Source organism: Luteolibacter rhizosphaerae (genome assembly GCF_025950095.1).
GTDB lineage: Bacteria > Verrucomicrobiota > Verrucomicrobiia > Verrucomicrobiales > Akkermansiaceae > Haloferula > Haloferula rhizosphaerae.
Genome location: NZ_JAPDDR010000001.1, coordinates 267,641 through 289,447, shown reverse-complemented (window position 1 = coordinate 289,447; position 21,807 = coordinate 267,641). Strand labels below are relative to the sequence as shown.

The 21,807-nt window shown below is 62.6% G+C and carries 19 protein-coding genes; 4 read left to right on the top strand and 15 right to left on the bottom strand.

Annotated elements, in window-relative coordinates:
- The first annotated feature begins 235 nt into the window (after positions 1–235).
- Together OJ996_RS01170 and OJ996_RS01165 are read left to right on the top strand one after the other, a co-directional pair.
- Positions 236–805: a pseudouridine synthase gene (locus tag OJ996_RS01170; RefSeq protein ID WP_264510304.1), complete on the top strand. Its 570-nt coding sequence runs from the start codon at positions 236–238 to the stop codon at positions 803–805.
- A 351-nt stretch (positions 806–1,156) separates the two neighbouring features.
- A complete protein-coding gene (locus OJ996_RS01165) occupies positions 1,157–2,050 on the top strand; it encodes an endonuclease/exonuclease/phosphatase family protein (protein ID WP_264510302.1) in 894 nt (297 codons plus the stop codon).
- Positions 2,051–2,062: 12 nt separating this feature from the next.
- Here OJ996_RS01165 and OJ996_RS01160 read toward each other — a convergent pair whose 3' ends face one another.
- The 13 genes from OJ996_RS01160 to OJ996_RS01100 all read right to left on the bottom strand — a co-directional run bounded on the left by OJ996_RS01160 (position 2,063) and on the right by OJ996_RS01100 (position 14,066).
- A complete protein-coding gene (locus tag OJ996_RS01160; protein WP_264510300.1) occupies positions 2,063–2,563 on the bottom strand; it encodes a hypothetical protein in 501 nt (166 codons plus the stop codon).
- 113 nt (positions 2,564–2,676) lie between these two features.
- The gene (locus OJ996_RS01155) at positions 2,677–3,237 is read right to left on the bottom strand and encodes a YqgE/AlgH family protein (protein ID WP_264510298.1); all 561 of its coding nucleotides are present in this window, start codon (positions 3,235–3,237) and stop codon (positions 2,677–2,679) included.
- Between the two features lie 99 nt (positions 3,238–3,336).
- Positions 3,337–4,350: a S1C family serine protease gene (locus OJ996_RS01150; protein WP_264510296.1), complete on the bottom strand. Its 1,014-nt coding sequence runs from the start codon at positions 4,348–4,350 to the stop codon at positions 3,337–3,339.
- A complete protein-coding gene (locus tag OJ996_RS01145) occupies positions 4,340–5,329 on the bottom strand; it encodes a S1C family serine protease (RefSeq protein ID WP_264510294.1) in 990 nt (329 codons plus the stop codon). Before OJ996_RS01145 ends, OJ996_RS01150 begins: the two co-directional genes overlap by 11 nt.
- Positions 5,330–5,492: 163 nt before the next feature.
- The gene (locus tag OJ996_RS01140; RefSeq protein WP_264510292.1) at positions 5,493–6,092 is read right to left on the bottom strand and encodes a methyltransferase domain-containing protein; all 600 of its coding nucleotides are present in this window, start codon (positions 6,090–6,092) and stop codon (positions 5,493–5,495) included.
- Positions 6,093–6,096: 4 nt separating this feature from the next.
- A complete protein-coding gene (locus OJ996_RS01135) occupies positions 6,097–7,056 on the bottom strand; it encodes a hypothetical protein (RefSeq protein WP_264510290.1) in 960 nt (319 codons plus the stop codon).
- Positions 7,057–7,091: 35 nt separating this feature from the next.
- Positions 7,092–7,754 (bottom strand): TPM domain-containing protein, encoded by a 663-nt coding sequence (locus OJ996_RS01130; RefSeq protein ID WP_264510288.1) that lies wholly within the window; start codon positions 7,752–7,754, stop codon positions 7,092–7,094.
- 71 nt (positions 7,755–7,825) lie between these two features.
- Entirely contained in the window at positions 7,826–8,260 is a 435-nt protein-coding gene (locus tag OJ996_RS01125) for a hypothetical protein (RefSeq protein WP_264510286.1), read from the bottom strand.
- A gap of 142 nt (positions 8,261–8,402) precedes the next feature.
- Positions 8,403–10,463: a sodium-translocating pyrophosphatase gene (locus tag OJ996_RS01120; RefSeq protein WP_264510284.1), complete on the bottom strand. Its 2,061-nt coding sequence runs from the start codon at positions 10,461–10,463 to the stop codon at positions 8,403–8,405.
- Positions 10,464–10,642: 179 nt separating this feature from the next.
- Complete coding sequence (locus OJ996_RS01115; RefSeq protein ID WP_264510282.1) at positions 10,643–11,737, bottom strand: hypothetical protein; 1,095 nt, start codon at positions 11,735–11,737, stop codon at positions 10,643–10,645.
- An 11-nt stretch (positions 11,738–11,748) separates the two neighbouring features.
- Complete coding sequence (locus OJ996_RS01110) at positions 11,749–12,135, bottom strand: hypothetical protein (protein WP_264510280.1); 387 nt, start codon at positions 12,133–12,135, stop codon at positions 11,749–11,751.
- Positions 12,136–12,223: 88 nt separating this feature from the next.
- Positions 12,224–13,144, bottom strand: coding sequence for a LysR family transcriptional regulator (locus OJ996_RS01105; RefSeq protein ID WP_264510278.1), 921 nt, complete (start codon positions 13,142–13,144; stop codon positions 12,224–12,226).
- Positions 13,134–14,066 carry a LysR family transcriptional regulator gene (locus OJ996_RS01100; RefSeq protein WP_264510276.1) on the bottom strand — a complete coding sequence of 311 codons (933 nt, stop codon included), beginning with the start codon at positions 14,064–14,066 and terminating at the stop codon, positions 13,134–13,136. The genes OJ996_RS01105 and OJ996_RS01100 overlap by 11 nt, the downstream gene beginning before the upstream one ends.
- Positions 14,067–14,210: 144 nt before the next feature.
- On the opposite strand from OJ996_RS01100, the gene OJ996_RS01095 reads away from it, so the two are divergent.
- Together OJ996_RS01095 and OJ996_RS01090 are read left to right on the top strand one after the other, a co-directional pair.
- Positions 14,211–15,902 (top strand): phosphate ABC transporter substrate-binding/OmpA family protein, encoded by a 1,692-nt coding sequence (locus OJ996_RS01095; RefSeq protein ID WP_264510274.1) that lies wholly within the window; start codon positions 14,211–14,213, stop codon positions 15,900–15,902.
- An 88-nt stretch (positions 15,903–15,990) separates the two neighbouring features.
- Positions 15,991–16,821, top strand: a complete 831-nt coding sequence (locus OJ996_RS01090) for a hypothetical protein (protein WP_264510272.1) — start codon at positions 15,991–15,993, stop codon at positions 16,819–16,821.
- A gap of 14 nt (positions 16,822–16,835) precedes the next feature.
- On the opposite strand, the gene OJ996_RS01085 is transcribed toward OJ996_RS01090, so the two are convergent.
- Positions 16,836–18,272 carry an MFS transporter gene (locus tag OJ996_RS01085; protein ID WP_264510270.1) on the bottom strand — a complete coding sequence of 479 codons (1,437 nt, stop codon included), beginning with the start codon at positions 18,270–18,272 and terminating at the stop codon, positions 16,836–16,838.
- Positions 18,273–18,311: 39 nt separating this feature from the next.
- Positions 18,312–21,725: a 1,3-beta-D-glucan phosphorylase, GH149 family gene (locus tag OJ996_RS01080; RefSeq protein ID WP_264510268.1), complete on the bottom strand. Its 3,414-nt coding sequence runs from the start codon at positions 21,723–21,725 to the stop codon at positions 18,312–18,314.
- Between the last annotated feature and the right edge of the window lie 82 nt (positions 21,726–21,807).

The following is a 21,807-nucleotide window of genomic DNA, read 5'->3' as shown; positions in this document are numbered from 1 at the left end:
ACGGCTGAGCTAAGGATCGGAAGAATCTTACGTAGATTCCCGTAAGTATCAACACGCATTGTTGAACTGACGCTTTCGTGGCATTAATTTCACACGTTCACGGCGGCACCCAAGCCTAAGAGCGCCAGCAGCAAACTGCAAGATTTCCATGATTTCCCTGGGGGGGGAAAAGATGGCCCCGTCGATCCTTGTGACCGGCGGGGCCATTCACTTTCCTAGCGGCAGCAAGCTTCCGATGCTGATCGCCTTTCACAAACCTTATGGCGTCCTTAGCCAATTCACGCCCGATCACCCCGGCCAACGGACCCTGGCGGAGTTCGGCTTTCCAAAGGACGTTTTCCCCATCGGCCGCCTCGATCAGGATTCGGAGGGGCTCCTTCTTCTCGGGAACGAGCGCGCCGTGGTGAGCCGCCTGCTCGATCCGGTGCATGGCCACCCCCGGACCTACCAAGTGCAGGTGGAGGGCCTGGCCGCCCCGGAGTCGGTGTCGCGCCTTTCCGCCGGCGGACTGGATCTCAAGGGACACCGCACCCTGCCCTGCAGCGCCCGCCTGCTTGACCCCGCTCCGCTTCATCCGCCCCGCGATCCTCCGGTCCGCTACCGCAAGAGCGTTCCCGATTGCTGGCTGGAGCTGACCCTGACCGAAGGGAAGAACCGCCAAGTGCGCCGCATGACCGCCGCCGTGGGCCATCCCACCCTGCGGCTGATCCGCGTGGCGATCGGCAAGCTGACTTTGGCTCCCTTGGAGGCCGGGACTTGGAGAGAACTGGATCCCGAGGCACGCAGATTTCTCGGGGTCCGCTGAGCTCTTTCTTCGTGTAATCCCCGATCCGGCGGGAAGCAGGGCAAGCGCACTTAGATATTGAGAACCGCGAATGGACGCCAATTGACGCGAATGGGATCTGCCGTCCGAATCTTTGATCCGGTCAGTATGGTCGGCAGCTTGGCTGATCCCCTTCGGAAGTTGGAGCCCTTTCGCGTCGATCCGTGGTCCGAATCTCTAGATGCATTGCCCTGCGGCGGGAAGCATTCCCGCTCGACGAAGGCCGACCGCCAAGCTAATCAGACGAACACCCTGATTCGGCATTTGATCTGCTCGCAAAACCCATGCCGGGTTTGCGAGTTCCCTCTCCGCTCCCACCGCGCCCTACGATCCATGAAAATCTCCCGTCTCGCCGCCTTGGTTTCCCTGCTCGCCATGGCCGGCGCTTCCGCCACTGAAGTCCGCCTGATGGCGTGGAATGTCGAATGGTATCCCGGCGGCAGCCCGAAACCCGAGGAGGCCGCGGTCGATACACAGAAGAAACTGGTGACCGAAGTCGTGCAGCGCGAGAAGCCGGATATCCTCATCGGCCAGGAACTGCGCAACTGGCAGGTATTCGCCGATCTGGCCTCCAGCGTGCCGGACTTGCGAGCGGTGGTGGTCTCCTCCTTCCGGAACGATCAAGGGGCCGGACTCTGGCCCCAGCAAGTAGGCATCGCCAGCAAGCTGCCGGTGGAAGCCACTTGGGCGGAAGCATGGAAGCAAAGCGCGGACACCCCGCCCCGCGGCTTCAGCTTCGCCGCGGTGAATCTCCCCGCTCCTGAAACCGGCGTGCTCCTGGTCTATGCGGTCCACCTGAAGAGCAATCGTGGCGGCGGATCTCCGGAACAAGATGCGGGCAACTACCGGATGCGGGAAGAATCCGCCCACCAGCTGCTACGCCACATCGCCGAGATGGAGAGGGCCACCTTCAAGGGCCGCGTGCGCGGCGTGGTGATCGCGGGCGATCTCAACACGAATCACGACGGCCAGTTTGGTGACAAGACTCTGGAAATCCTAAGCGCCGGCGGCTTCCACAATACCTGGAACGCCGTGCCGCGTGCCGAGCGACTGAGCTGGCGCGGCAGCAGCGCCTACGAGCCGACCACTTTCGACTACATCCTCACCAAGGGATTGGGAAGCGGGACGGCCCGTCTCGCCGAAGCCCCGAAGGGCGCGAGCGATCACTGGCCCGTCTTGATCACTTTCACCTTCGGCGGGGAAGCGAAGGCTGCGCCGAACGAGTAAGGCGTCCTAACATCAGGAGCTCTCTTCCCCACGCTGGCTGCGGAGCGCACCGTTGAGCAGGCGGACCATCATGTGCGGGTCCACCTTGTCCATGGCCGGCAGCAAACCATGACAGCCGAAGGGCTCGAAGAGCTTCACATTCTCCTGCGGCATCGCCGCGAGTTGCCGTTCGTTCATCAAGTAGCCGATCCAATTCCTGCGACCGGAGAGCTCCGGATCACCGCCGCTGAGATCGACCAGCACGAAGCGCCGGATATTCTGCCAATCGAGACGCTGTTTCCAGAAGGGCGAGCGGATAGAGATCCCTTCGGCATCCAACAGTACACGTGAACTACCGGGCATCTGGTAGATCGCGAAGGTGATCGCCGCACAGGTGGCGGCGTAGGCCAGCCATCGCCCCGTGGCCGAATGGGATTCGCCGGAAAGCAGAATTAGCCCCAGAAGCGCGAGCGACACTAGGAGGCCGGTGCGCGACCTCCGCTTCATCATGTTGAAATGAAGGATGGGAGTCATGGAAGGAATCAGATCGCTAAAATCTCGCCCCATTCCCCGGGTGCGCAAGCGCCACGCGCACAATTGCGTGTTTCAACCTACCCGAGGCTGGCGGATTCCACGGGGCTCGTCCTTCAGTTCGCCCGCGGATTGTCGGGTGCCTCGGCGAGCACACGATGGTAAGGTGACATCGAACGCAAGATCCCGGCCCAGAGGTCGCGATCATGCGTCTGCCCCAGCAGATCGGAATTCGGCTGCGTGGTGATCCAGGTGTTCCGTTTGATCTCCCCTTCCAGCTGACCTGCGGTCCACCCGGAGTAGCCGACGAAAGCTCGCACCAAGGTACCGGGCTGACGGCTGCGGCGAATCGCCTGATCGACCGGGATTCGGACATGCCATTTCAGACGATCGTCCTCCGTCCACCAGAAAGCGGAGAAGGTCAGATGCTCGCGGGAAACAGGGCCACCGAGATGAACCGCAATGTTTCTCAAGGGATCGAACGCATCCTCCTTCAGGAAGTCACCGACATTGTGCCCGGTGGGGTGGTTGAGGATCAGCCCGAAGGCTCCTTCCTCCGCCGAGTGATCGGCTAGCAGGATCACCGAACGGTCGAAAATCCCATCGTGCAGGGACGGATCCGCCAGCAGGATCTTGCCCTGCAGGTGGATCTCCAGATCGCTTTCCGATTCGCTCATCTTCTTGTTGGAGAATACGCCCGAGACGTCGTTCCGCCAATGGGAATCCGGTCGCTTTTTGGAAGAGCGGCGAGGGGAAGCACCATCCGATAGAGCGGGTCACTTGACCCCCGCCTGGGTCATCAAGCGGTCGGCGAGGCTGCGCAGATCCCCGGCGGGAATCGCGAAGGTTTCGCAGCGGTTCGCGCGGGCGATGTTCATGCCCAGGCAGCGTCCGTCCAGGTCGAACACGGGACCGCCGATGGTACTGCGGTTGGCGATGATGTCGTGCTGGATTACCCGCGGGAAACCGCTGCGCCGCGGAGAGAAAGCTCCGCTCATCTGGTCATTCCGCGTAAGCTCTTCCTCGAAGAGATCGGTCCGTCCCGATAGACGCACCGTCATTGTGATCTTCTTGCCCTCCCGTTGCACGGTCACCTCGAGATCTTCACCGATACGACGCTTCTCCACTGCCTTGGCGAGTCCGTCATGGTCGGCCACGTCCTGCCCGCCGACAGCGACAATCACATCACCGATCTTGATACCGGCGGTGGCAGCGCCGCTGCCTTCGTGGACCTCCTTGACCAAAAGCTCCTTCGACTCCTCGTCCTCCTTGAAGGTGACACCGATCACGACGCCACCGGACGGGAAAATCTCGCGTGCATTCGCGGAGATGATGCCGACCTGCGGACGACGCTTGAGACGGCTGGTCGCGCCGTTTGCCACCACCCAGGTCCCGCGATCAGGATCCGGGAGATCGGTAGCCAGTTGCACCGGGGTCAGCCCCTGGGCATCGACCTTCAGCAGGGCGACATCCCAAGTCGTGTCCGTTCCAAGCAGTGCGGGATTCTTGAAGACCTGCGTGCCGACGGTGACAGTCAGGCCGCTGGCGTCGCCGATCTCGCTGGCCTTGGTGAGGATAACGCCCTGCGCGGACATCACGGTGCCGTAAGCGATTTCCTTGTTCCCGCGCTGGATCACCGCGCTGCTGTTTTGCAGCACGGCCCGCACGGATTCGAAGGCTACCTGCACTCCGGGCCCATTGGTCCGGAGATTGGATTCCAGTGTCTGATTTGCCGGCGCGATGCCGGTGAGAATCAGAAGCGCTGCGGAGATCGAGCGTTTAGCGTTCACCGAGTCGGAAAGTGAGGGTTTCCGGTTTGCCATCCCGGAGCAGTTCGAGGGCCACCTTATCGTCAGGCGCTTTCTCCTTCAGCAGTTGCTGGAATTGTTCCTTCGAGCGCAACTCGGTGCCGTCGAATTTGAGCAGGATATCGCCGGCTTTCACGCCGGCCTTCTCGGCGGGCGATTCCCTGCCGACCTTGTCGACATCAAGCCCCTCGCCGGAGCGATCCTTGGTGCCGATTCCCAGGAAGCCTTTTCCTTTCTCGGGTTTCCGGGCGTAGGGCCCCTCCCCGATGAACTCGCCCTTCATCATGCCGTCCCAATTCTTGAGGAACTCCCGCACCGGCACGTGCATGTTCTCCTGGGTGCGGATGCCCACGCGCGAGTGGATCGCGATCAGGTGGCCGTTGAGATCGAAAAGGGGTCCGCCCGAATCGCCACCGATCAAAGAGCAGTCGGACTGGAAGGTATTGTCGCGCGTCTGCACCACCCGACCGAGGCGAGCCACCACCCCGCGGTCCTTGTCGAAGCCGCCGGAGTGACCGAGCGCATAGACCCAGTCCCCGAGTTTCGAGCTGTCCTCCCGGTCCAACTCGACGAAAGGGTAGGTACCCTGCTCGGTGATCCTGGCCATCGCGCAGTCGGAGGACGCGACCAGCCCGAGCGACTCCGCCTTCACCTTGCGGCCGTCCTCGAAAATCACGGTGAACTCCTTGCCGACGCCGCTGGTCACGTGAGCCGCGGTGAGGATCAAACCGTCCGGGGAGATCACCACACCGCTTCCGGAGCCCTCCCCGAGATCAATGCAGATAGTCGCCCGACGGGCCGCCGGGAGCGAGTCCGACATGTGCTTCTGGATCACGTCCAGATCATGGCGTGATTCAGGGGCTTTCTTGTCGTTGATGTAGGACCTTTTCGCTTGGGCCATCGCGGGCAGAAGCAACGCGCAGGCGAGAAGGCCGGGCAGGGCAGCAGATCGGAAATCCATCGCTCGGAGAAACACTGCGTATTCTAGCCAAAGCCTCCCCCTTGCGCAACCCCGCGGATGCGACGCTTTGCTAACAGGGAAGCGGAGGATGAATCGCAACCCGGGAACTACGTAGGCTTTTCCGACCTCCTTGCGCAGCGGGATCCCGAATCCCGAAGGGAATTCACCCTACGCGCTCGAATACCGCCAGCCACTCCTTCCCCTCCCGGCCGGGATAAGCCCGGGTCGGGACGAAATCCTCCCGCAGCACGAAGTTTCCCGCGAGCAGGCCTTTTACTTCTTCCCGGCTCGTCTCGAAGGGCGGCCCGCTGGACTCCTCACCCGGATCCCACGGGGTCAGGTAAAAGACACCCACCAGAAATCCACCGGGTTTCAGGATCTCTGCCATCGCCCGCGCGTAGGCGGGCCTCATCGAGGGATCGATCGCGCAAAAGCAGGTGTGCTCCCACACCGCATCGAACTCCCTACCGGCACGCCATGAGTCATCGAAAAGATCTCCGGCCACGTAATCTTCTCCCGCCACCGGAGGATAATTCCGCGCCGCAGCCACGGCCGTCTCCGCAAGGTCCAGCCCTGTGGCCGGAATTCCCTGCCGTGCCAACTCCCTCACGTCGTGTCCCCCGCCGCATCCGGGCACCAGAACCCGCCGGGAGCGATGCAGCACGGTATCCCCACGTTCGAGGAACTCCGTGAGAGGAGGGGCGGCGTAGCCTTTGTCCCACGGCGTCTCGCCGCTCTGCCACAGCTCTTCCCAGCGGTTCATTCGCTTAAAGGCCGAGATAATCCGGCACTTCGTTGCGTTGGGAGAAAGGTGACTGCGTGGTGCTTCCGAAGGAAATCACCGCGCCGATACCCGCCGCGTGCGAGCCACCCATGCGAGCCGGCACATCAAAAACGGGGAAGCGATAGCGAGCTTGGCGTCGCGCGAAGGCCAAGCCCCCGGCCACCATGAAGATCGCCGCCCCCATGATCCCGGCGGATGGCCCCCACTCGGCGGTCAGAGCTTCGAGCCGCGCTTTCATCGCGGATGGCTTCTCGGCCTTTTTCTCCGTCCTTACCAGAGGCCTCACCAGAGGAGTGGTTTCCACCTCGGAGACCAGTCCGGCTGCACGTTCCATCCAGTAGACCCGGATCGCGAGCTGGACCGAGAAGGCCTCGAACTGGGCGACCTTGTCCGGCTTCTCCAGGGCTTCTTCGACCGAACTGGCCAAGGCCCGGCGTTGGTCCGCGGCTGCCACGGAATCCGAAATCAAGGGGCTCACGTAGATGTCCGCCTTCTCCGGAGCTCCGAGGTAGTAGTAGACCACCACCGCTGGCTTCCCCTCCGAGAAATGCCGCTCCACGATCTCCTCCTCACGCACCTCCGAAGGAATCTCCTGATGATCGTCGAAGAGGTAGACAAACAGATCGATCGCCGAGTCACCCGAGTGGTAACTCAGGAAGTTCTCCCGATCCTTCGCATCCTTGTCGCTGAGCAGGCCTTGGGGATCGACCAGAAAATGCGTCGGGCGCTCGCCGAAGTACGCTTCAAGATACTCCTCCGGCACCACGGGCGGCGGCACCGGTGCCTGAACCACTTCCTCCGGCTTTGGCGGTTCCACCTCATGGACCGTCGCCTGATCCTGCGATTCCTCGCTGAGGAGCAGCATTCCGGGCACCCAGTCCCCTTTCTTCACCGCTTCCTTGTCCGCGGCCTGCCACTCGGGAAGCAGCGGCAGCTCGGCCATGAGAAGCCCGGAGGAAAGCAACCAGAATGCCACCTTCACTGCCGCACCTCCTTTTCAGCGCCGGTTTGCGGCGAGATTTGCCTGTGACCTTCGCGGATCCGCCGAGCGATTTCTCCGGTGCGGGGTGGTGGGGCCACCTTGCGCTCGAAGCGCTCCGGATCCCGCCGCGCTTGCGAGGCTCGCTTCCGAAGGATCTTCTCAAGCTGCTCAACCATCCGGACAATGCCGTCCGCAAAGTTTCCTTCCAGCCAATAGGCATGCGCCCGGCTAAGACAGAGAAAGGTATCCTCTTCACTCAGGAAAGGATCGAGCATGTAACCCCAAGTCACCGCGGCCGACTTTGAATCGGCATCGATCACCAGCAGGATTCCGGCTTCGTTCGGACGGTCCACCGGAACGTCCTCAAAGGCAGCCCGGTTCAAAAGCCAGAAGCCGAACTGCCGCAGATTCCCCCCACCCTGCCCCGAGCCGGTGTAGACGGCGAAGAAAAGCTGCGGGAAGCGCTTGCAGAAGCGGTCGAGCGCCGCCGAAACCTTCGGTCGCTCCTTGGCCCGGATCAGGCCCGCGATATCGCCCAGCCGGCGCAGCGAAACTTCCTCCTGCCCGTAACGCTGGTCCGCCTCCGCCAGCCCGAATCCACAGTGCGGGCACAAGTTCGCCCCGCGATGGATCACTTGCACGCAGCGGGGGCACTTCATGGAGCAGGAGAACGCTAGGGAACGGCCGTTATTTCGTCAAAACGAAATATCAATCGTTAGGGAGCATCTGCTCAGCGGTACTTCTGATTCGAGGGCTTCTTCAGCATGTCGTAGGGAGTTCCGCAGTACATGCAGCGGAAGCGGCTGAGGAAGAGGATCCCGAGGACCGCCGTGTTCCCGTAGTTCAAGGGTGGCAGGCGGTAGGCCTTCGCATTCTTCGAGGCCCCGCCGTCGAGCAGGGGTGTGCCCTTGCAAAGCGGGCAACGTACGGAGCGCCGCTTGATGAAAGCAACCAGCCAGGTAAAGAGCGTCGCGACAATCGAGCCAATCAGCGGCGGCACCGAAGCCTGCTTCGGGTTGAGGATGAAGATCACCACACATGTGACCAGCGCCACGATGGAGAGATAGTGCACCAGCATCAGGAACACCGCGAACTTGTAGGGCCCCTTGTCATGGACGGAGCGGGCGCGAACATTGCTTTCGGGTGCGACGGAACGGAACAGCATTTGCTTCGGGAGGCCGAACTAAGGCGAAGACCCGGCGCTCTGCAAGGCGCATGACGGCGATCCTCCGCATGCCCCCATCCGATCACTGGGAATCAGCGGCATAGGAATTGCATGCAGCATGCCCGATCTGCGCATTCCTGTGTCAGCGGAACAAAATCGGAATGATCAGGATGGCCAGGATGTTCACCACCTTGATCATCGGGTTCACCGCCGGACCGGCCGTATCCTTGTAGGGATCACCCACCGTGTCACCGGTGACTGCCGCCGCATGGGCCGGGGAGCCTTTGCCCCCGTGATTGCCATCTTCGACATATTTCTTCGCATTATCCCAAGCACCGCCCGACGAGGTCATCGCAATCCCGAGGAAGAGGCCTGTCACGATGGTGCCGACCAGCACACCGCCCAATGCCACGGGGCCCAATTGCGGGATCTTGGCCACGACGATCACGAAAATCAGTGGCAGCAGCGCAGGCAGAATCATCTGGCGCAGTGCGGCCTTGGTCACGATGTCCACGCAGGTCTTGTATTCGGGAACCTCCGTCCCGTTGAGGATTCCCGGCCGCGCCGCGATCTGTCGCCGGACTTCCTTCACCACCGCCCCCGCCGCATTGCCCACCGCATCCATGGCATAGGCGGTGAAGGAGAAAGGCAGGAGACCGCCGATGAAGAGGCCGATGATGACCCGCGGATCCATGAGATCGAAGCGGAAGTCCTCATTCAGGATCGCCTTGAGCTCTTCCACGTACGAGCCGAACAAGACCATCGCGGCCAGGCCTGCCGAGGCAATCGCATAGCCTTTGGTCACCGCCTTCATCGTGTTGCCCACGGCGTCGAGCTCGTCGGTCACCTTGCGCACGTCGGGATCGAGACCGCTCATGACGGCAATACCGCCCGCATTGTCCGTGATCGGGCCGAAGGCATCCAGCGAGATGATGATCCCTGAAAGACTCAGCATACTCACCACCGCGATCGCGATGCCATACAATCCCGCCTCCTGGTGGCACCACCAGATCGAGCCGACGATGCACAGAACCGGCAGCACGGTGGCGTGATGCCCGGTGCTGATCCCCGCGATGATGTTCGTGGCATGCCCGGTTTCACAGGCCTTGGCCAGGCGCCGCACGGGGCCGTGGGCGGTCGAGGTGAAATGATTGGTAATCCCCACCGCCGCGAAGGTCAGGGCGATTCCAATCGCCACGCAGATATAAAGCGAGCGGGCATCCACCGGTTTCCCCGAAAACTCCAGCGCCTGCGGGAAGAACATCCCCGTCACCGGCCAAAGCAATGCGGCCGAGACCAAGCCGCTCACCACCACCCCGCCGATCAAAGCCTTGGTCGGCGAGATCGGTGCCACGTTCACGAAGCCGATTCCGAGGATCGCGCCGATGATCGAAACGCCGCAGATCACAAAGGGATAGATCACCGCCGCCATCGATTGGTTGAGCGCGGTCAGGTAGCCCACCAGCACCGCACCGATGAGGCTCACGGCGTAGGTTTCGAACACATCGGCCGCCATGCCTGCACAGTCGCCCACGTTGTCCCCCACATTGTCCGCGATCGTCGCGGGATTCCGCGGATCATCCTCTTGGAGGTTTTGCTCGATCTTTCCGACCAAGTCCGCCCCCACGTCCGCCGCCTTCGTATAAATGCCGCCCCCCAAGCGGGCGAAGACACTGATTAGCGAACTCCCCAGCGCGAGCCCCACCAGCGAATCAATCGCCACCTTCGTGTTCCCGCTGAATTCGCGGATCATCAGATAGAACGCCCCCACGGAAAGCAGGCCCAAAGCCACCACCAGCAAGCCGGTCACCGCCCCGCCATTGAAGGCGACCTTGAGCGCGGAATGCGGGCTCACCGAAGCCGCCTGAGCGGTCCGCACGTTTGCCCTGACCGCCACCATCATCCCGATGTATCCCGCGGCGAGCGAGCACACCGCCCCGAGCACGAAACCCATCGCCGTCTCCCACCCGCGCAGCTTGAAGATCGCCGCGAAGATGACAGCCGCAATGATCAGGACCGTGACCAGCTGCCGGTGCAAATACGCCTTCGCCCCTTCCTGAACCGCAGCGGCGATCTCCGCCATCCGCTCGTTACCCGCGGATGAAGCCAGAACCGTTCGAATGAGAAGACCTGCGACACCGAGCCCGACAAGCCCGAGAACAAGGGAGGTTCCGATACCGTGATCGGTTAGGAATTGCTGCACGGAATGTGGTTGTAGGGGTTATCCTGCACCATGGACGATGTCGTCTAACTGACAAGTCGAAAGCAAACCGCGACAAAGTCTCAAGAGAGTCCGCAAACCTTGCGAGCCCCATCCCACAGCCGCTGCCTGCTAGCCTTGGCAGGAGCCCACCGCTTCCCATCCGGTGCCTCCCGGGACGCTCAATGGGCGGCTTCCCCGCCCGAAATGAAAAGCGCCTGATAATCCGCCACGCTGCCTAGCACGGGCAGACCCGATTCACGAAGGACGCCTTCGATGGCCTCCATGTTCCAGTTGGTCGCCTCGGCAGCCTGAGGACTGGCGGCCCCGTTCCTGCACAAAAGGGAAACGGTCACTTGTCCGACAACACGTTCTTCCCGGTCGTAAAAAACGAAGCCATGGTAGGGCTCGTAGCATCCCGAAGGGGCTCGCCCTTCCTTGCCTTTCAGCGCTGCCACCAGCCGCTCCTTCTGGGCTTCCGCCAGCACCTTCTCATCGATCTTCCCCGGGTGCACCTTGCCCTCTTCTATGATGCTCCGGGTCTTTCCTTTGGCAGGATCGAAGAGATAGGCCTTCACCTTATGCGTCTGGGCCGTATTCCAGAATTCGGATACCTGCTCCGGCGCGGCCGCGGTGGATTCCTTCAAGCGCCGCCCCAGATAGTGCACCACGCCGTCCGGCGTGATGCCTTGGATCGCATCCACCGGATAGGCGCCTTTCGTATCCAGCTCGAATACCGTGAGCGGAACCGAGGATCCATCTGCCGTCTGCACGCTCGAAGTGCCCAGCACCTTCGGCACGCCGAGGTGGGACTCGTATACTTTCCGGACCTGCCACTTGCCGGAATGGTCCATGACCATCAGGTAAACGGCACCGGACATCTGCTCCATGTGCATCACACCGCCGGTGGCGATGTACTGCTTTTCGCCCACCCGCACCACCTCGTCCACCCGGCCATCCACCAGCCTCTCCCAAGCAGCAGCCTTGTCCTCCGCGAAGAAGAGGGAACCTCCCGTTTCTCCGGCCAGATAGGACACGAAATAGCCTTCGCTCGCGTGCCAAGTCGCTGCCGGTTTGTCGAAGTCGCGGTTGAAACGTGTCGGCGCTGGAAGGCCCGGCCCCTCCTTCGTAATCCGGGGATTGCTTACCTTCGGTGGCTTCACTACGAATCCGGCCAAGGTCGTGAACTCACCCTTCAGCCCTTCCTCGGCGCATAGCGGGAACGCGAGCAAGGGCAGGCAGGCGGCCAGGATCAGGGGGCGGAACAAAGCTCTCATGTCATCAGCCACTAGCAGAGAGCGGGCCTGTCCTGCAAGCCACAGCGGGTGCCATTTACACCACGGCCAGCCGCTCGATGTCCCCGATATAACGGTCGAGCGGCCGGGGTGTGCCGCGGAATCATGTTGAAGACGATGAAGACCACCGCCTTGTCACCGCAACGCAGCTGGCCGATCTCCACCCGGCTGCGCGAGAGTTCGGCGCAAAGCTGGCCGAAACGCTGGAAGATCCCGTCCACCTCCCCCTCGGCCACCCCGCAGACGCTCCCATCCTTCCGCACTCCCAGCAGGAGCAGTCCGCCATGCGACCAATTCAAGGCCGGCAGGGCCTTCGCCACCTTCAGAGCCCCCGGAGTCGACTCTTCGAAGACCACCGCCTTGTCATAGGCGGCGATCAAGGCCGAGAGGGTTTGCGAATCGTGAACGGTCGTCGTGAGGAAGGGACAACTCCCACCCTAGCATCCCCTTCCCCTTGGGCAAGAAGTCTCAGGGAAACAGCTTCTTACCCAACTTCGCAATCGCCGCCGCGGTCCCGAGAACCTCCTTCGACTCCTCATCGCTCCGGCAGAACACGGAAACCGTGAAGGCCTCCGGCAGCAGGAACTCGAAGGTCCGCACATGCACGAGCCCTTGGTCCCCCTCGCCCAGCCGGGGCATCAGATTCCCCGGAGCCAACATCACTCCAAGACCTGCACGGCACGCCGCAGCCGCCTCGTCCTCGGATGGAAACGAGATCGAATGCGCCGGCTGCATTCCGTAGGCCTCGTCGCACCAGCGCAGCAAGAAGGAGCTGAAGCCGGTCACCACCTTCCGGTCGGGTACCAAAACCGTGGTTCGCAGCACTTCGGGAAAGCTGAAGTTGTCCGGATCGAAAGGATAGAAGTCCGGATTCCATGCCACGGTGATCCCCCGCTCGCGGCGGATCACGGCTTCTTGCAGTCCCGGGGAAAGACCCGCCCGCAGAAAGCGCCCCGCCATCACGACATCCACCCGGCGCGCCTCCAGCGCCTCGCCCCACTTGCCGTTCGCCTCGCCGAATTGCACGGTCGATCCCGCCGGAGGCATCGCATGCACGGATTCCCGCAAAACGCGGCCGAAGTACGATGCATCTAGTGCCAGCATCACCTGCCCCTCCATCCGACGGTCCAGGTGGCGCATCCCGTCGACGAAATCCAGGTAGGCATCGCTCACCTCCTTACCCATCTCCAGGAAGCTCACTCCCGCCGGAGTCAGCTTGGCACCCGTGGGCGAACGCTCGAAAAGAATCAAGCCCACCGCAGATTCCAGCTTGGAGATCGTCAGGCTCACCGCGGGCTGGGTCATGCCCCAGCGCTTCCCCGTCGCCGTGAAGCTCCCCGTCTCTGCCAAGTGCCGGAAGACCAGCAGGCTACTAAGATCAACATCCATGACCGTTCGCGGCTGCCGTCAGGCGGGGTTTGAGTTCCGCATAGGGGTGATTCCTTCTCAGGCAGGCGGTCAAACGATAGGCGGGCCACACTCCGGCATCCCGTCCTTTCATGCCCGACGCCAGTTCGGGCAGGAAGAGACACACTCCAACGGGCAGGAGCGAGGGGTCTGCGGCGAAAGTAAGTGCCTCGCTCTCCGCGATCACTCTCCCGCCCCTTGCCCCCGCCTCCCGGAATGCCGCTACGATCGCCTCCGCCGCTTCCAGTTCGCCGGTTTCCGCGATCCACCAATCGAGATTCACCAGATCCGCCGGACCCCGCGGTGGATCACCAGCCGCCCTGGGTTTCCGGATGATCGACCAAGGCACCGGCCCCAGATCGACTGCGTCCAAGCGATCCGCCTCGCCCAGCCCGATGCCGAAGTAAACGTCGCACTCCGCATTCAGCAGCGCCGTGCGGAAACGCTTCACCTCGATCCGGATGAAGCAGGACCGGAACAGGTCCGAGACCTTTAGCGTGGCCAGGAACTCCGTGAACAAGCCTACCCGGAAGAACTCACCCGCCGCCGCGAAGCGCAAGACGCGGCCGGCCTCATGCATGGTCCGCACACCTTCGCCCAGCTTCCTCAGTGCCCGCGATAGCGGTCCGATCTGGCCGAGCAATCCGCCGCCAAACTCGGTCGGCACCAAGCTCCGGTCCGGACGTTCTTCAAACAGTGGCCGCCCTACCACCCCCTCGAACTCATCGCACACCCGCTTGATATTCGCCCGCGTGCTGTGCAGCTCCAGCGCCGCATTGGCATAGGATCGCTCCCGGCAAACCACGCTGAAGACCTCCAAATGACGGTAGGTGATGTCCGGGAGCTCCTCCACCCCCTCGGGAATGGCAGCGCTTTTGGAAGCGGCAGGGGTCGATGACTTCATGCAGGGGGAAAAATCACGGGGGCTAACAAAGCATACCTGTTCTACGGAACAACTCGGAAATCACCCGAAACCCACCCTCTTCCAACAGACTTCACATTTTCCCATCGCACAAATTCGCCCGTCCGGTCCATCATCGCCGCCATCATGACCAAGCTCGGAAAGATCGTCTTCACCCTCGTGGTCCTGCTTCTGGCGGGATTTGCCATCATGAGGCTGCTCGGCAAAAAGGAGGAGGGCCCGGGCGCCCGATCCCCGCAGGTCATCTCCGAGCATGCCGATAGCCCCGCGGACGAGTCGTCCGCCGCCACGGAATCCTTCGATTTCATTGCCCCGGGCAAAGCGCCGCAACTCCCCTCGCCACGCCCCTACGTGCCGCAGGACAACACCGTCGTGCTCAATATCTCCGAGTATGCCGGCTACGCGGGCCTTATCGTGGCGAACGGAGGCCTGAATCCTAACGAGAACTCCTGGTTTACCAAGAACGCCGGCTTCAAGCTGAAGATCACCCTCAGCGAGGAAGACTCATGGGCGGATCTGCAGGACGGCAAGATCGCCGCCTCCGCCACCACCGTGGACGTGCTCTCGAACTACGGCCGCCAGTGGCAGTGCGTCGTGCCCGCCCAAGTGTCCTGGTCCCGCGGCGCGGATGGCATCATCGTGCGCAAGGACATCAAGCGCGTGAACGACCTGAAGGGCAAGACTCTCGCCACCGCACCCTTCAGCGAGGCCGAGTTCTTCATCCGCTATCTCGCTCAGGAAGCCGGCCTGCCGGTAAAGCGCCTCGATGGTCCCGATGAAGCGCGCGATCCGGAATCCGTGAACCTCGTCTTCCTCGAGGACGCCTTCGTCGCCGGCGATGCCTTCCTGGCCGACCTCAAGGGCGGCGGCAGCAGCCTCGACGGTTGCGTGACCTGGGCCCCGAAGACGACCGAGGTGGTCGATAACTCCGGCGGTGCTGCCCGACAGTTGGTGGATAACCGCAACCTGCTCGTGATCGCGGACATCCTCGTCTTCAACAAGGGCTTCGCACAGGCCAGCCCGGAGATCGTCCAGAAGATCGTGGAAGGCATGCTGCTCCACAACGACAAGGTCCGCGCCAATCCGCAGCCCTATCTCCCGACCATCGCCGCCGCCTTCAAGGATGACGAAGGCAAGCCGTGGACCAGCGAGAAGGCCGCAGCCGAGCTCTCCAAGGTGCACCTCTCCAATCTCCCCGAAAACCTCGCCTTCTTCCGCGGTGCGATCGAGGAGGCAGGTTCCTTCGCCTCCGTTTTCCAGACCGCGAATCTCGCCTACGGTCCGGAGCTCCAACCCGCCCCCGTCTCATCTTCATTCTTCGCGGATACCAAGGCGCTCGAAGCGATCTCCGCCTCCGGTTCCTTGGCCGCTCAGGTCGCCTCAATCCAGCCGATCAAGAGCAGCAGCCAGTCTCCGATCGAGCAGGATCCCCTGCTCACCCGCGACATCCGCTTCTACTTCGTGCCGAACAGCTCGGAGCTCGATATGGCGAACAAGGAGAACCACGAGTATCTCGCCAATGTGAATCACCTGCTCGGCGTTTCGCCCGGCTCGATGATCCTGCTGCGCGGGCACGTGGACGACCTTCGCAAGGAAGAGTTCCGCAAGCAGGGCGAGGCCTTCCTCCGCCGCATGTCGCTCGAGGCCATGTCCCTCTCGCAGAAGCGCGCCGACGAGGTGAAGAAGCGCTTGGTCGAGAAATATCCCTCCATCAAGGCTGAGCGCCTTGAAGTGGTCGGTCGCGGATGGGAAGAGCCCGCGGGCAAGAACTCCGACCTCAACCGCCGCGTGGAGGTCCAGTGGTTCACGGTGGAGTAGTCGGCCTGGAGCAGGTGGCAGCGAGCGGCACCGAAATCATCGCTTCTGCTTTTAACTCTTCGCTCCACGCTCTTAGCTCTGCGCCAGCATGACCGGCATCGAAAAACTGAAAGCCTTCGCGAAGAGCCCGCATCACGCGTGGCTCGGGCTGATCACGCTCGGTGCCGGACTCGCCACGGTGAGCACTATCGGGGCCATCGCGGGAATCGCCGCCTATGCGCTCGGCTGGATCTACCTGCCCGATTCCCGCCTTTTCAAAAACTGGCTCGCCGCCCGCAAGCAGGGCGATGAGGGTGCGAAGCTCCGCGACTTCCTCTACCAGCGTCGCCAGATCTACGATGCCCTTCGTAGCCCGGTCCGCGCTCGCTACGATACCCTCGCCACGGAGATCGCCCAACTGCAGGAAGCCTTCTCGCGCGATCACCGCCTGAATCCCGAGATTCTCCGCCAGCGCAGCGAACGCCTCTCCAGCTTGGCTTGGACCTACCTTCGCCTGCTCCACACCGGGGAGATGCTCGATCATCTGATCGAAACCGAAGATCCCGCCGACCTCGAACACAAGATCGCCACCATGGAGAAGGAGGTCGGCGCGATCGAACCCGGCAGCAAAGCCGGCTTGGTTGAGTCGATGCAGTCCCGCCTCCAATCGCTCAAGGCACGCCTTGAGAAGCGCCGCAGTGCCGAGGAGAGCCGCGAGCTCACCGCCTCCGAGCAAGAGCGCATCGCGGAACTGGTGAAGCTTTTCCGCGCCGATCACCTCGCCAGCCGCGATGCTGGCGCGCTTTCCCACGAAATCGACGGTGCCGCCGTCCAACTTGATCGCACCAACGACTGGCTCCGCGGCTTGGAGTTCGACACCTCACCCTCGGACATCCCTCAGGAGCTCACCGCTGCCGCGCCGCTCAAGGTCGGCAAGTGATTGCCGCGTGATGCTTAGTTCGGAGCTTCACCGAGCATCGCCTTGGTCGGCGGCTCATCGTTGCTGATAGCGAGCTTACCGCGCCTCTCCGCCAGATCCGATTCGATCTGCGCCACGGTGGATTCCGTCAGCGGATACCAGAACAGAACCAGCCCGTTGCCCAGAGCCAGAATCCCCGGGAGCAGCGAGAAGAGAGTCCGCAAACCGGAGATGGCAGACTCGGACTGTAATTGGTTCGCTTGGAAGCCGTAGAAGTGCAGGAGCCAGCCCGCCATGCCACCGCCCACCGCGATACCGAGCTGCTGGGCCAGCGTGGCCACGGAGAAGGCCAGCCCCGGAGTACCGCGCCCGAAGCGCCATTCGCCATACTCCACCACGTCCGTGTAGATCGCCCAGACCAGGGCAGGCGTCGGTCCCGCGATGAAGCTGCCGATCGCATTCACCACGATCATCGTGGAGTAGGCCGAGGGCGGGATGAAGTAGAAGGCCAGCAGCGAGAGCGCGTTGAGGATTGTCAGACCGATCAGGGCGTTTCTCTTGCCGAAGCGCCGGCTGAGCATGCCCGTGAAGAAGATCCCCGCGATGAACGCGAGCGAACCGGTAGTCATGATCAGCGAGGTCCGGTCCAGGAACCAGAAGACGGTCGTGCCGTCATCCCCCACATAGTACTTGAAGAAATGCGGCGTGACCGCCCAACGGATCGCGGCATTTGAAAGCGTCAGGATCGCGGCGATGACCATGATCACCCATGGCCGGTTCTTCAGTAGGAAGAGCATGTCCTTGCCGATGCTCACCTTGTCCTGCTTCTCCACCGCTGTCTGGATCCGTTCGCGGGTGGTGCAAAAGGTGATGATGAAGAGGATCACCGCCACCACCGCGAAGAGCGCCATGGTATACTTGAAGCCCGTGGCCATGTCGCCCTCCCCGAGTTTCTTCACCAGCGGCAGCGCCCCCATCGAGATGAGCAATTGCCCGGAGAAGGCCCCGACGAAACGAAAGCTGGAGAGCGAGGTGCGCTCGGCGGATGACGGCGTCATGACTCCCATCAGCGCGGAGTACGGCACGTTGATGGCCGTGTAGATGGTCATCAGCAGGAAGTAGGTGACATAGGCATACACCAGCTTGCCGCTCTCGCCGAACTGCGGGTTCGCGAAGGCGAGATAGCCGCAGATACCGAAGGGCACCGCCAGCCACAGGAGATAGGGCCGGTATTTTCCCCAGCGGGTATGCGTCCGATCGGCGAGCGCACCCATCAGAGGGTCATTGATTGCATCCCACACTCGCGCCACGACGAAGAGCGTGCCGGCCGCCGCGGCCGAGATGCCGAAGACGTCCGTGTAGTAGAAGAGCAGGAGGACGTTGACGCTGTGGAAAACGAAGTTCGACGCGGTATCGCCGAGGCCGTAGCCGATCTTTTCCTTCAGCGAAAGTTTGGCGGAGGAAGGGTCCAATGGGTTTCTTGGATTGGGTGCTGGAGGGGGAGCGGCGGATCAGGCGATAAGCCAGTGGCTGGGTATCTCGGCTTCGATGCTGCGGATGCGATGCGTGCGGCGGATGATGCCGTCGGCGACGGCGGGTGGCAGCAAGCCGCCTTCGAAAGACTGATCGCTGCCATCGTCGAAACGCACGACGAGGGTCGCATCGTTCAAGGAATCGCGGCTCCGGTAGATGACCGGCACGGAGGCCAGCGTGAAATTGAGCGCCCGGTTTCCTTCGCTATCCTCCGCGGCGAACTCAGATGCACGCAGAAGCGCGGGACGGAAGCGGATGCCGCCCTGCACGAAGCTCACTCCGAGCTCTCCCAAGCGGCACAGGATTCCCTCCTTCACCTGACCGGTCAGCCCGGGCTGGCGAGCCCCCGCATCGGCCGGGCTGTGCGAGTAGGCATCGGCGGGGAAGGCCCCGTAATCGGCCGGCGTCTTCCGGAAACCGAGCCCGCCTTGGATACCATAGTAGGCCGCGGCCAGACGTGCGGATAGGAGATCATCCCCCTCGACCTTCACGGCCACTTCCTGGGCTGCCAGCATCAGCTTGGACACCATATGCCAATAAATGCAGCCGAGGCCCTCGTAGGCAAACATCGTTCCGCTGCGACCTGTAAAAGCCCGGTGATTGAAGGTGGCCTCATACAGCGCCCGGATCGCGTCGCGATCCCCATTGAGCGGACCGGATTCGGCCACGATCCGGTCGAGCGCGGTCGCCAGCTCATACTCGTTCCTCAGCGCCGGATGGAAGCGGAAGCCACCCGCCGGATCAGGCTGGAGGATCCGGTGATCCCCCTTCTGCAGCATCGCGGAGAGCACGGGAATGGAATGCGCCGCCCGTTCGTCGACACGGTTGTAGCCAAGAAAATCCGGCAGATCCCGGTCGGGATAGAGCAGATAGCTCCGGTGGCGCTTGGAGAACAGCGCGCTGCCCGGCAGTTTCTCTAACAACTCAGCCGCCTCCTCCGGCTCCAGCAAGCCGGAGCTGAGAATTGATACCTGCCCCTCCAGCATCTCCGGCAAGCGCCCGAGCTCCATGCAGCGCCGGGCCGCATCGATCTCCAGAATGTTGTAGGAATGGTAGAGTCCGTCCTCCCGGCGATTCTGGCGTAGCGTGCAACGCAGCGCGGCGATGGCTCCGCGCAGGAAGTTCAGGATGCTCTCGCGCGAAACCGGCACGGCCTTGCCCGGCCCGGCGAGGTAAACCTGCTCGCGGTGGCGGGCGGCAGCCTGCCCTGCGGAAGAGACGAGCGCGAAGCGCGAGGCACCGTCCAGAGCTTCGTCCTGCAACCAGCGGCGGTTCGCGAAGAGATCCGCGAGTGTTTCGATCAGCTCAGCCAAACGCGCGGTGATGCCGAACCGCGCCACCTGATGCTTGCCGATGAGCGTTTGAACGAACTCCAGGTAACGCAACAGGTAGCCCGCGGTGACCACCGAGAGGCCGCAGCCGGCCAACGCATTGTTCGCATCGTTCCACTCCGGGCGCTGCGTGTTCATCCACACCCCGCCTCCCGGCACCAGGTTCGCGAGCTTCACCGTGGCGGGCAGCAGAAGCTTCTCGATCAGGGTGACCCGGACGAGATTGCCCTCGATATCGCGGAGCAACAGGCCATCCGAGCCGATCGCCTGCTTGCGGGCCATCGCGTTCTGATGCTTCTCCAGATCGAAATCCACACTATGGCGGGGATCCGCAAGCAGTGCATCCCAGCCGCGGATGCGATAGGGCACATCCGCATAAACATACATCGCCTTGTTCAAACCTCCCGTGAGGAAGTCGGGACGAACCTCGGACTGCAGTTCCAGCAGCTTGAGCAAATAGACGATCTGGTGATCTCCCCAGTAGCCGATCGAGGACCACGGATCATGCGGATCCGGCACTTCCCAGTCGATCCCGTCCGACGAAATCCGGTACGGATTGAAGCCGTCCGCCGTGGAGGCGTTTACGAACTTCGTAATGAAAGCATCGAGGTAGTCCGGATGGCTCCAAGCCAAGGCCTCCCAATTCTGGAAGATATCGCGCCAGTTCCCTTCGAAATACTGCACCGGCTCCCCCACTTCATCTTTCACCCGGATCGCGAAGCGGTTCCAAGGACGGCTCGGATCGCCATGGCGGCGGCTCAGGACCAGCGGCAGATACTCGACCGCAAGGCGTTCGAGATCCTGCTCGGCAAGCGCACGCACCTCGGCCAGCCAGCGATCCCGCGGCAGGATCTCCGGGAGATGCCGAAGCCAAGTGCGGCAACTGTCGGCGAGCGGCTGATTGTGCTTGGCCAGGTATGCGGCGAAGGCCTGCGCGCGGATGTTCGAGCCATCCAGCGGCACCCCACCGCGCAGGATATTGCTGAGGGTATTGTGATAGTGATGCAGCGTGGCATCCCGGTCGCCTCCGCTCTGGACTCCATCGGCCGCGGCGACATGAGACTTCAGGCGCTCCCGGCCGCGGATGACATCCGCCGCAACTTCTTCATCCAGACGCGCTGAATCGGCCAGTTGCAGGCAAAGCGCTGAGACCTTCGACTGTGATTGGCCTAGTTCGGCCACCATCATCCATTCGAGCCGCTCGCGAGCATCGAGCTGAAGCTGCTTGGCCAGAAATAGCGCACCGCGGCAGCCGCGGATATGGTCCACCTCCACCGGCTCCTGACCGCGCAAGAAATACCGGACCTGCTCCCGCGAAAGATAGCGCTTCGCCCCCTCCAAGCCGCGAGTCCACACGGTCGTCGCCAGCAAACTCTCCAGCGGAATCGCCCGGTCCACGATCCCGGCTGCCAGCCGGTGAACCAGCAACTGTCCGTCCGCGTGAAGCTCGCTGACCTTGTAGGCATCCGCCAGACAACTGAGCTGCATCTGCGTGCGCTGCTCCACACCCGCGGGCAGGAAGTTGTCGAGACCATCGACCAAGCGCAGGCGCAGGGCACGGTCCCCTAGATTCTCCAAGCAGGCCCGCCGCACGAAACCGAAGCGCTCCGAGCACTGCCAGCGATAGGAAAATCGCAGCCCGAGGATCTCGTGATCCTCCTCGAAGACCACCTCGTCACCCGTGGCATTCTTCCGCAGGCGGCGCTTCACCCCGGGACTGGGCAGCGTGCCCGGTCGCATCGGCTCCCACAGGAAATCCCCCGCCACGATTGCCGTCCATGGACCGGTGAGGTTCCAGTTCTCGATGATCTTGTCGACCGTGTCGTACGGGAAGAGCGCGTTGTCCGCCGTGCCCCGGCCCGCGCTCAGCGAGCCGTTGCTGGCGCAGAAAAGCCAGTGATCGTCCGGGCTGACGATGTTCAGGAAGAAGGGCGGCATCTCCTCCAGCCCCTCGATCAACGCATACTGCTGCCCCCCTTCCTCGAACCACTGATTCGCAGGCGGAAACTCACCCGTCGGCGGGCGATGAACGGAGGGATCGGCGGACGGGCGGATCGACATGGAAAGTGACCTGGGGAGGGGTCGGAGGGGAAAATCCGTAAGGCAAGGGCGGGATGGGACCGGCAGGGAGTGTGGCCGATCC

What these genes read in the sequence shown, in the direction of transcription:
- OJ996_RS01090 (WP_264510272.1), top strand. Translation starts at nt 15,991, where the DNA reads ATGACCGGCATCGAAAAACTGAAAGCCTTCGCGAAGAGCCCGCATCAC.
- OJ996_RS01165 (WP_264510302.1), top strand. Translation starts at nt 1,157, where the DNA reads ATGAAAATCTCCCGTCTCGCCGCCTTGGTTTCCCTGCTCGCCATGGCC.
- OJ996_RS01115 (WP_264510282.1), bottom strand. Translation starts at nt 11,737, where the DNA reads ATGAGAGCTTTGTTCCGCCCCCTGATCCTGGCCGCCTGCCTGCCCTTG.
- OJ996_RS01160 (WP_264510300.1), bottom strand. Translation starts at nt 2,563, where the DNA reads ATGACTCCCATCCTTCATTTCAACATGATGAAGCGGAGGTCGCGCACC.
- OJ996_RS01080 (WP_264510268.1), bottom strand. Translation starts at nt 21,725, where the DNA reads ATGTCGATCCGCCCGTCCGCCGATCCCTCCGTTCATCGCCCGCCGACG.
- OJ996_RS01135 (WP_264510290.1), bottom strand. Translation starts at nt 7,056, where the DNA reads ATGGCCGAGCTGCCGCTGCTTCCCGAGTGGCAGGCCGCGGACAAGGAA.
- OJ996_RS01170 (WP_264510304.1), top strand. Translation starts at nt 236, where the DNA reads ATGCTGATCGCCTTTCACAAACCTTATGGCGTCCTTAGCCAATTCACG.
- OJ996_RS01130 (WP_264510288.1), bottom strand. Translation starts at nt 7,754, where the DNA reads ATGAAGTGCCCCCGCTGCGTGCAAGTGATCCATCGCGGGGCGAACTTG.
- OJ996_RS01145 (WP_264510294.1), bottom strand. Translation starts at nt 5,329, where the DNA reads ATGGATTTCCGATCTGCTGCCCTGCCCGGCCTTCTCGCCTGCGCGTTG.
- OJ996_RS01155 (WP_264510298.1), bottom strand. Translation starts at nt 3,237, where the DNA reads ATGAGCGAATCGGAAAGCGATCTGGAGATCCACCTGCAGGGCAAGATC.
- OJ996_RS01125 (WP_264510286.1), bottom strand. Translation starts at nt 8,260, where the DNA reads ATGCTGTTCCGTTCCGTCGCACCCGAAAGCAATGTTCGCGCCCGCTCC.
- OJ996_RS01100 (WP_264510276.1), bottom strand. Translation starts at nt 14,066, where the DNA reads ATGAAGTCATCGACCCCTGCCGCTTCCAAAAGCGCTGCCATTCCCGAG.
- OJ996_RS01105 (WP_264510278.1), bottom strand. Translation starts at nt 13,144, where the DNA reads ATGGATGTTGATCTTAGTAGCCTGCTGGTCTTCCGGCACTTGGCAGAG.
- OJ996_RS01095 (WP_264510274.1), top strand. Translation starts at nt 14,211, where the DNA reads ATGACCAAGCTCGGAAAGATCGTCTTCACCCTCGTGGTCCTGCTTCTG.
- OJ996_RS01140 (WP_264510292.1), bottom strand. Translation starts at nt 6,092, where the DNA reads ATGAACCGCTGGGAAGAGCTGTGGCAGAGCGGCGAGACGCCGTGGGAC.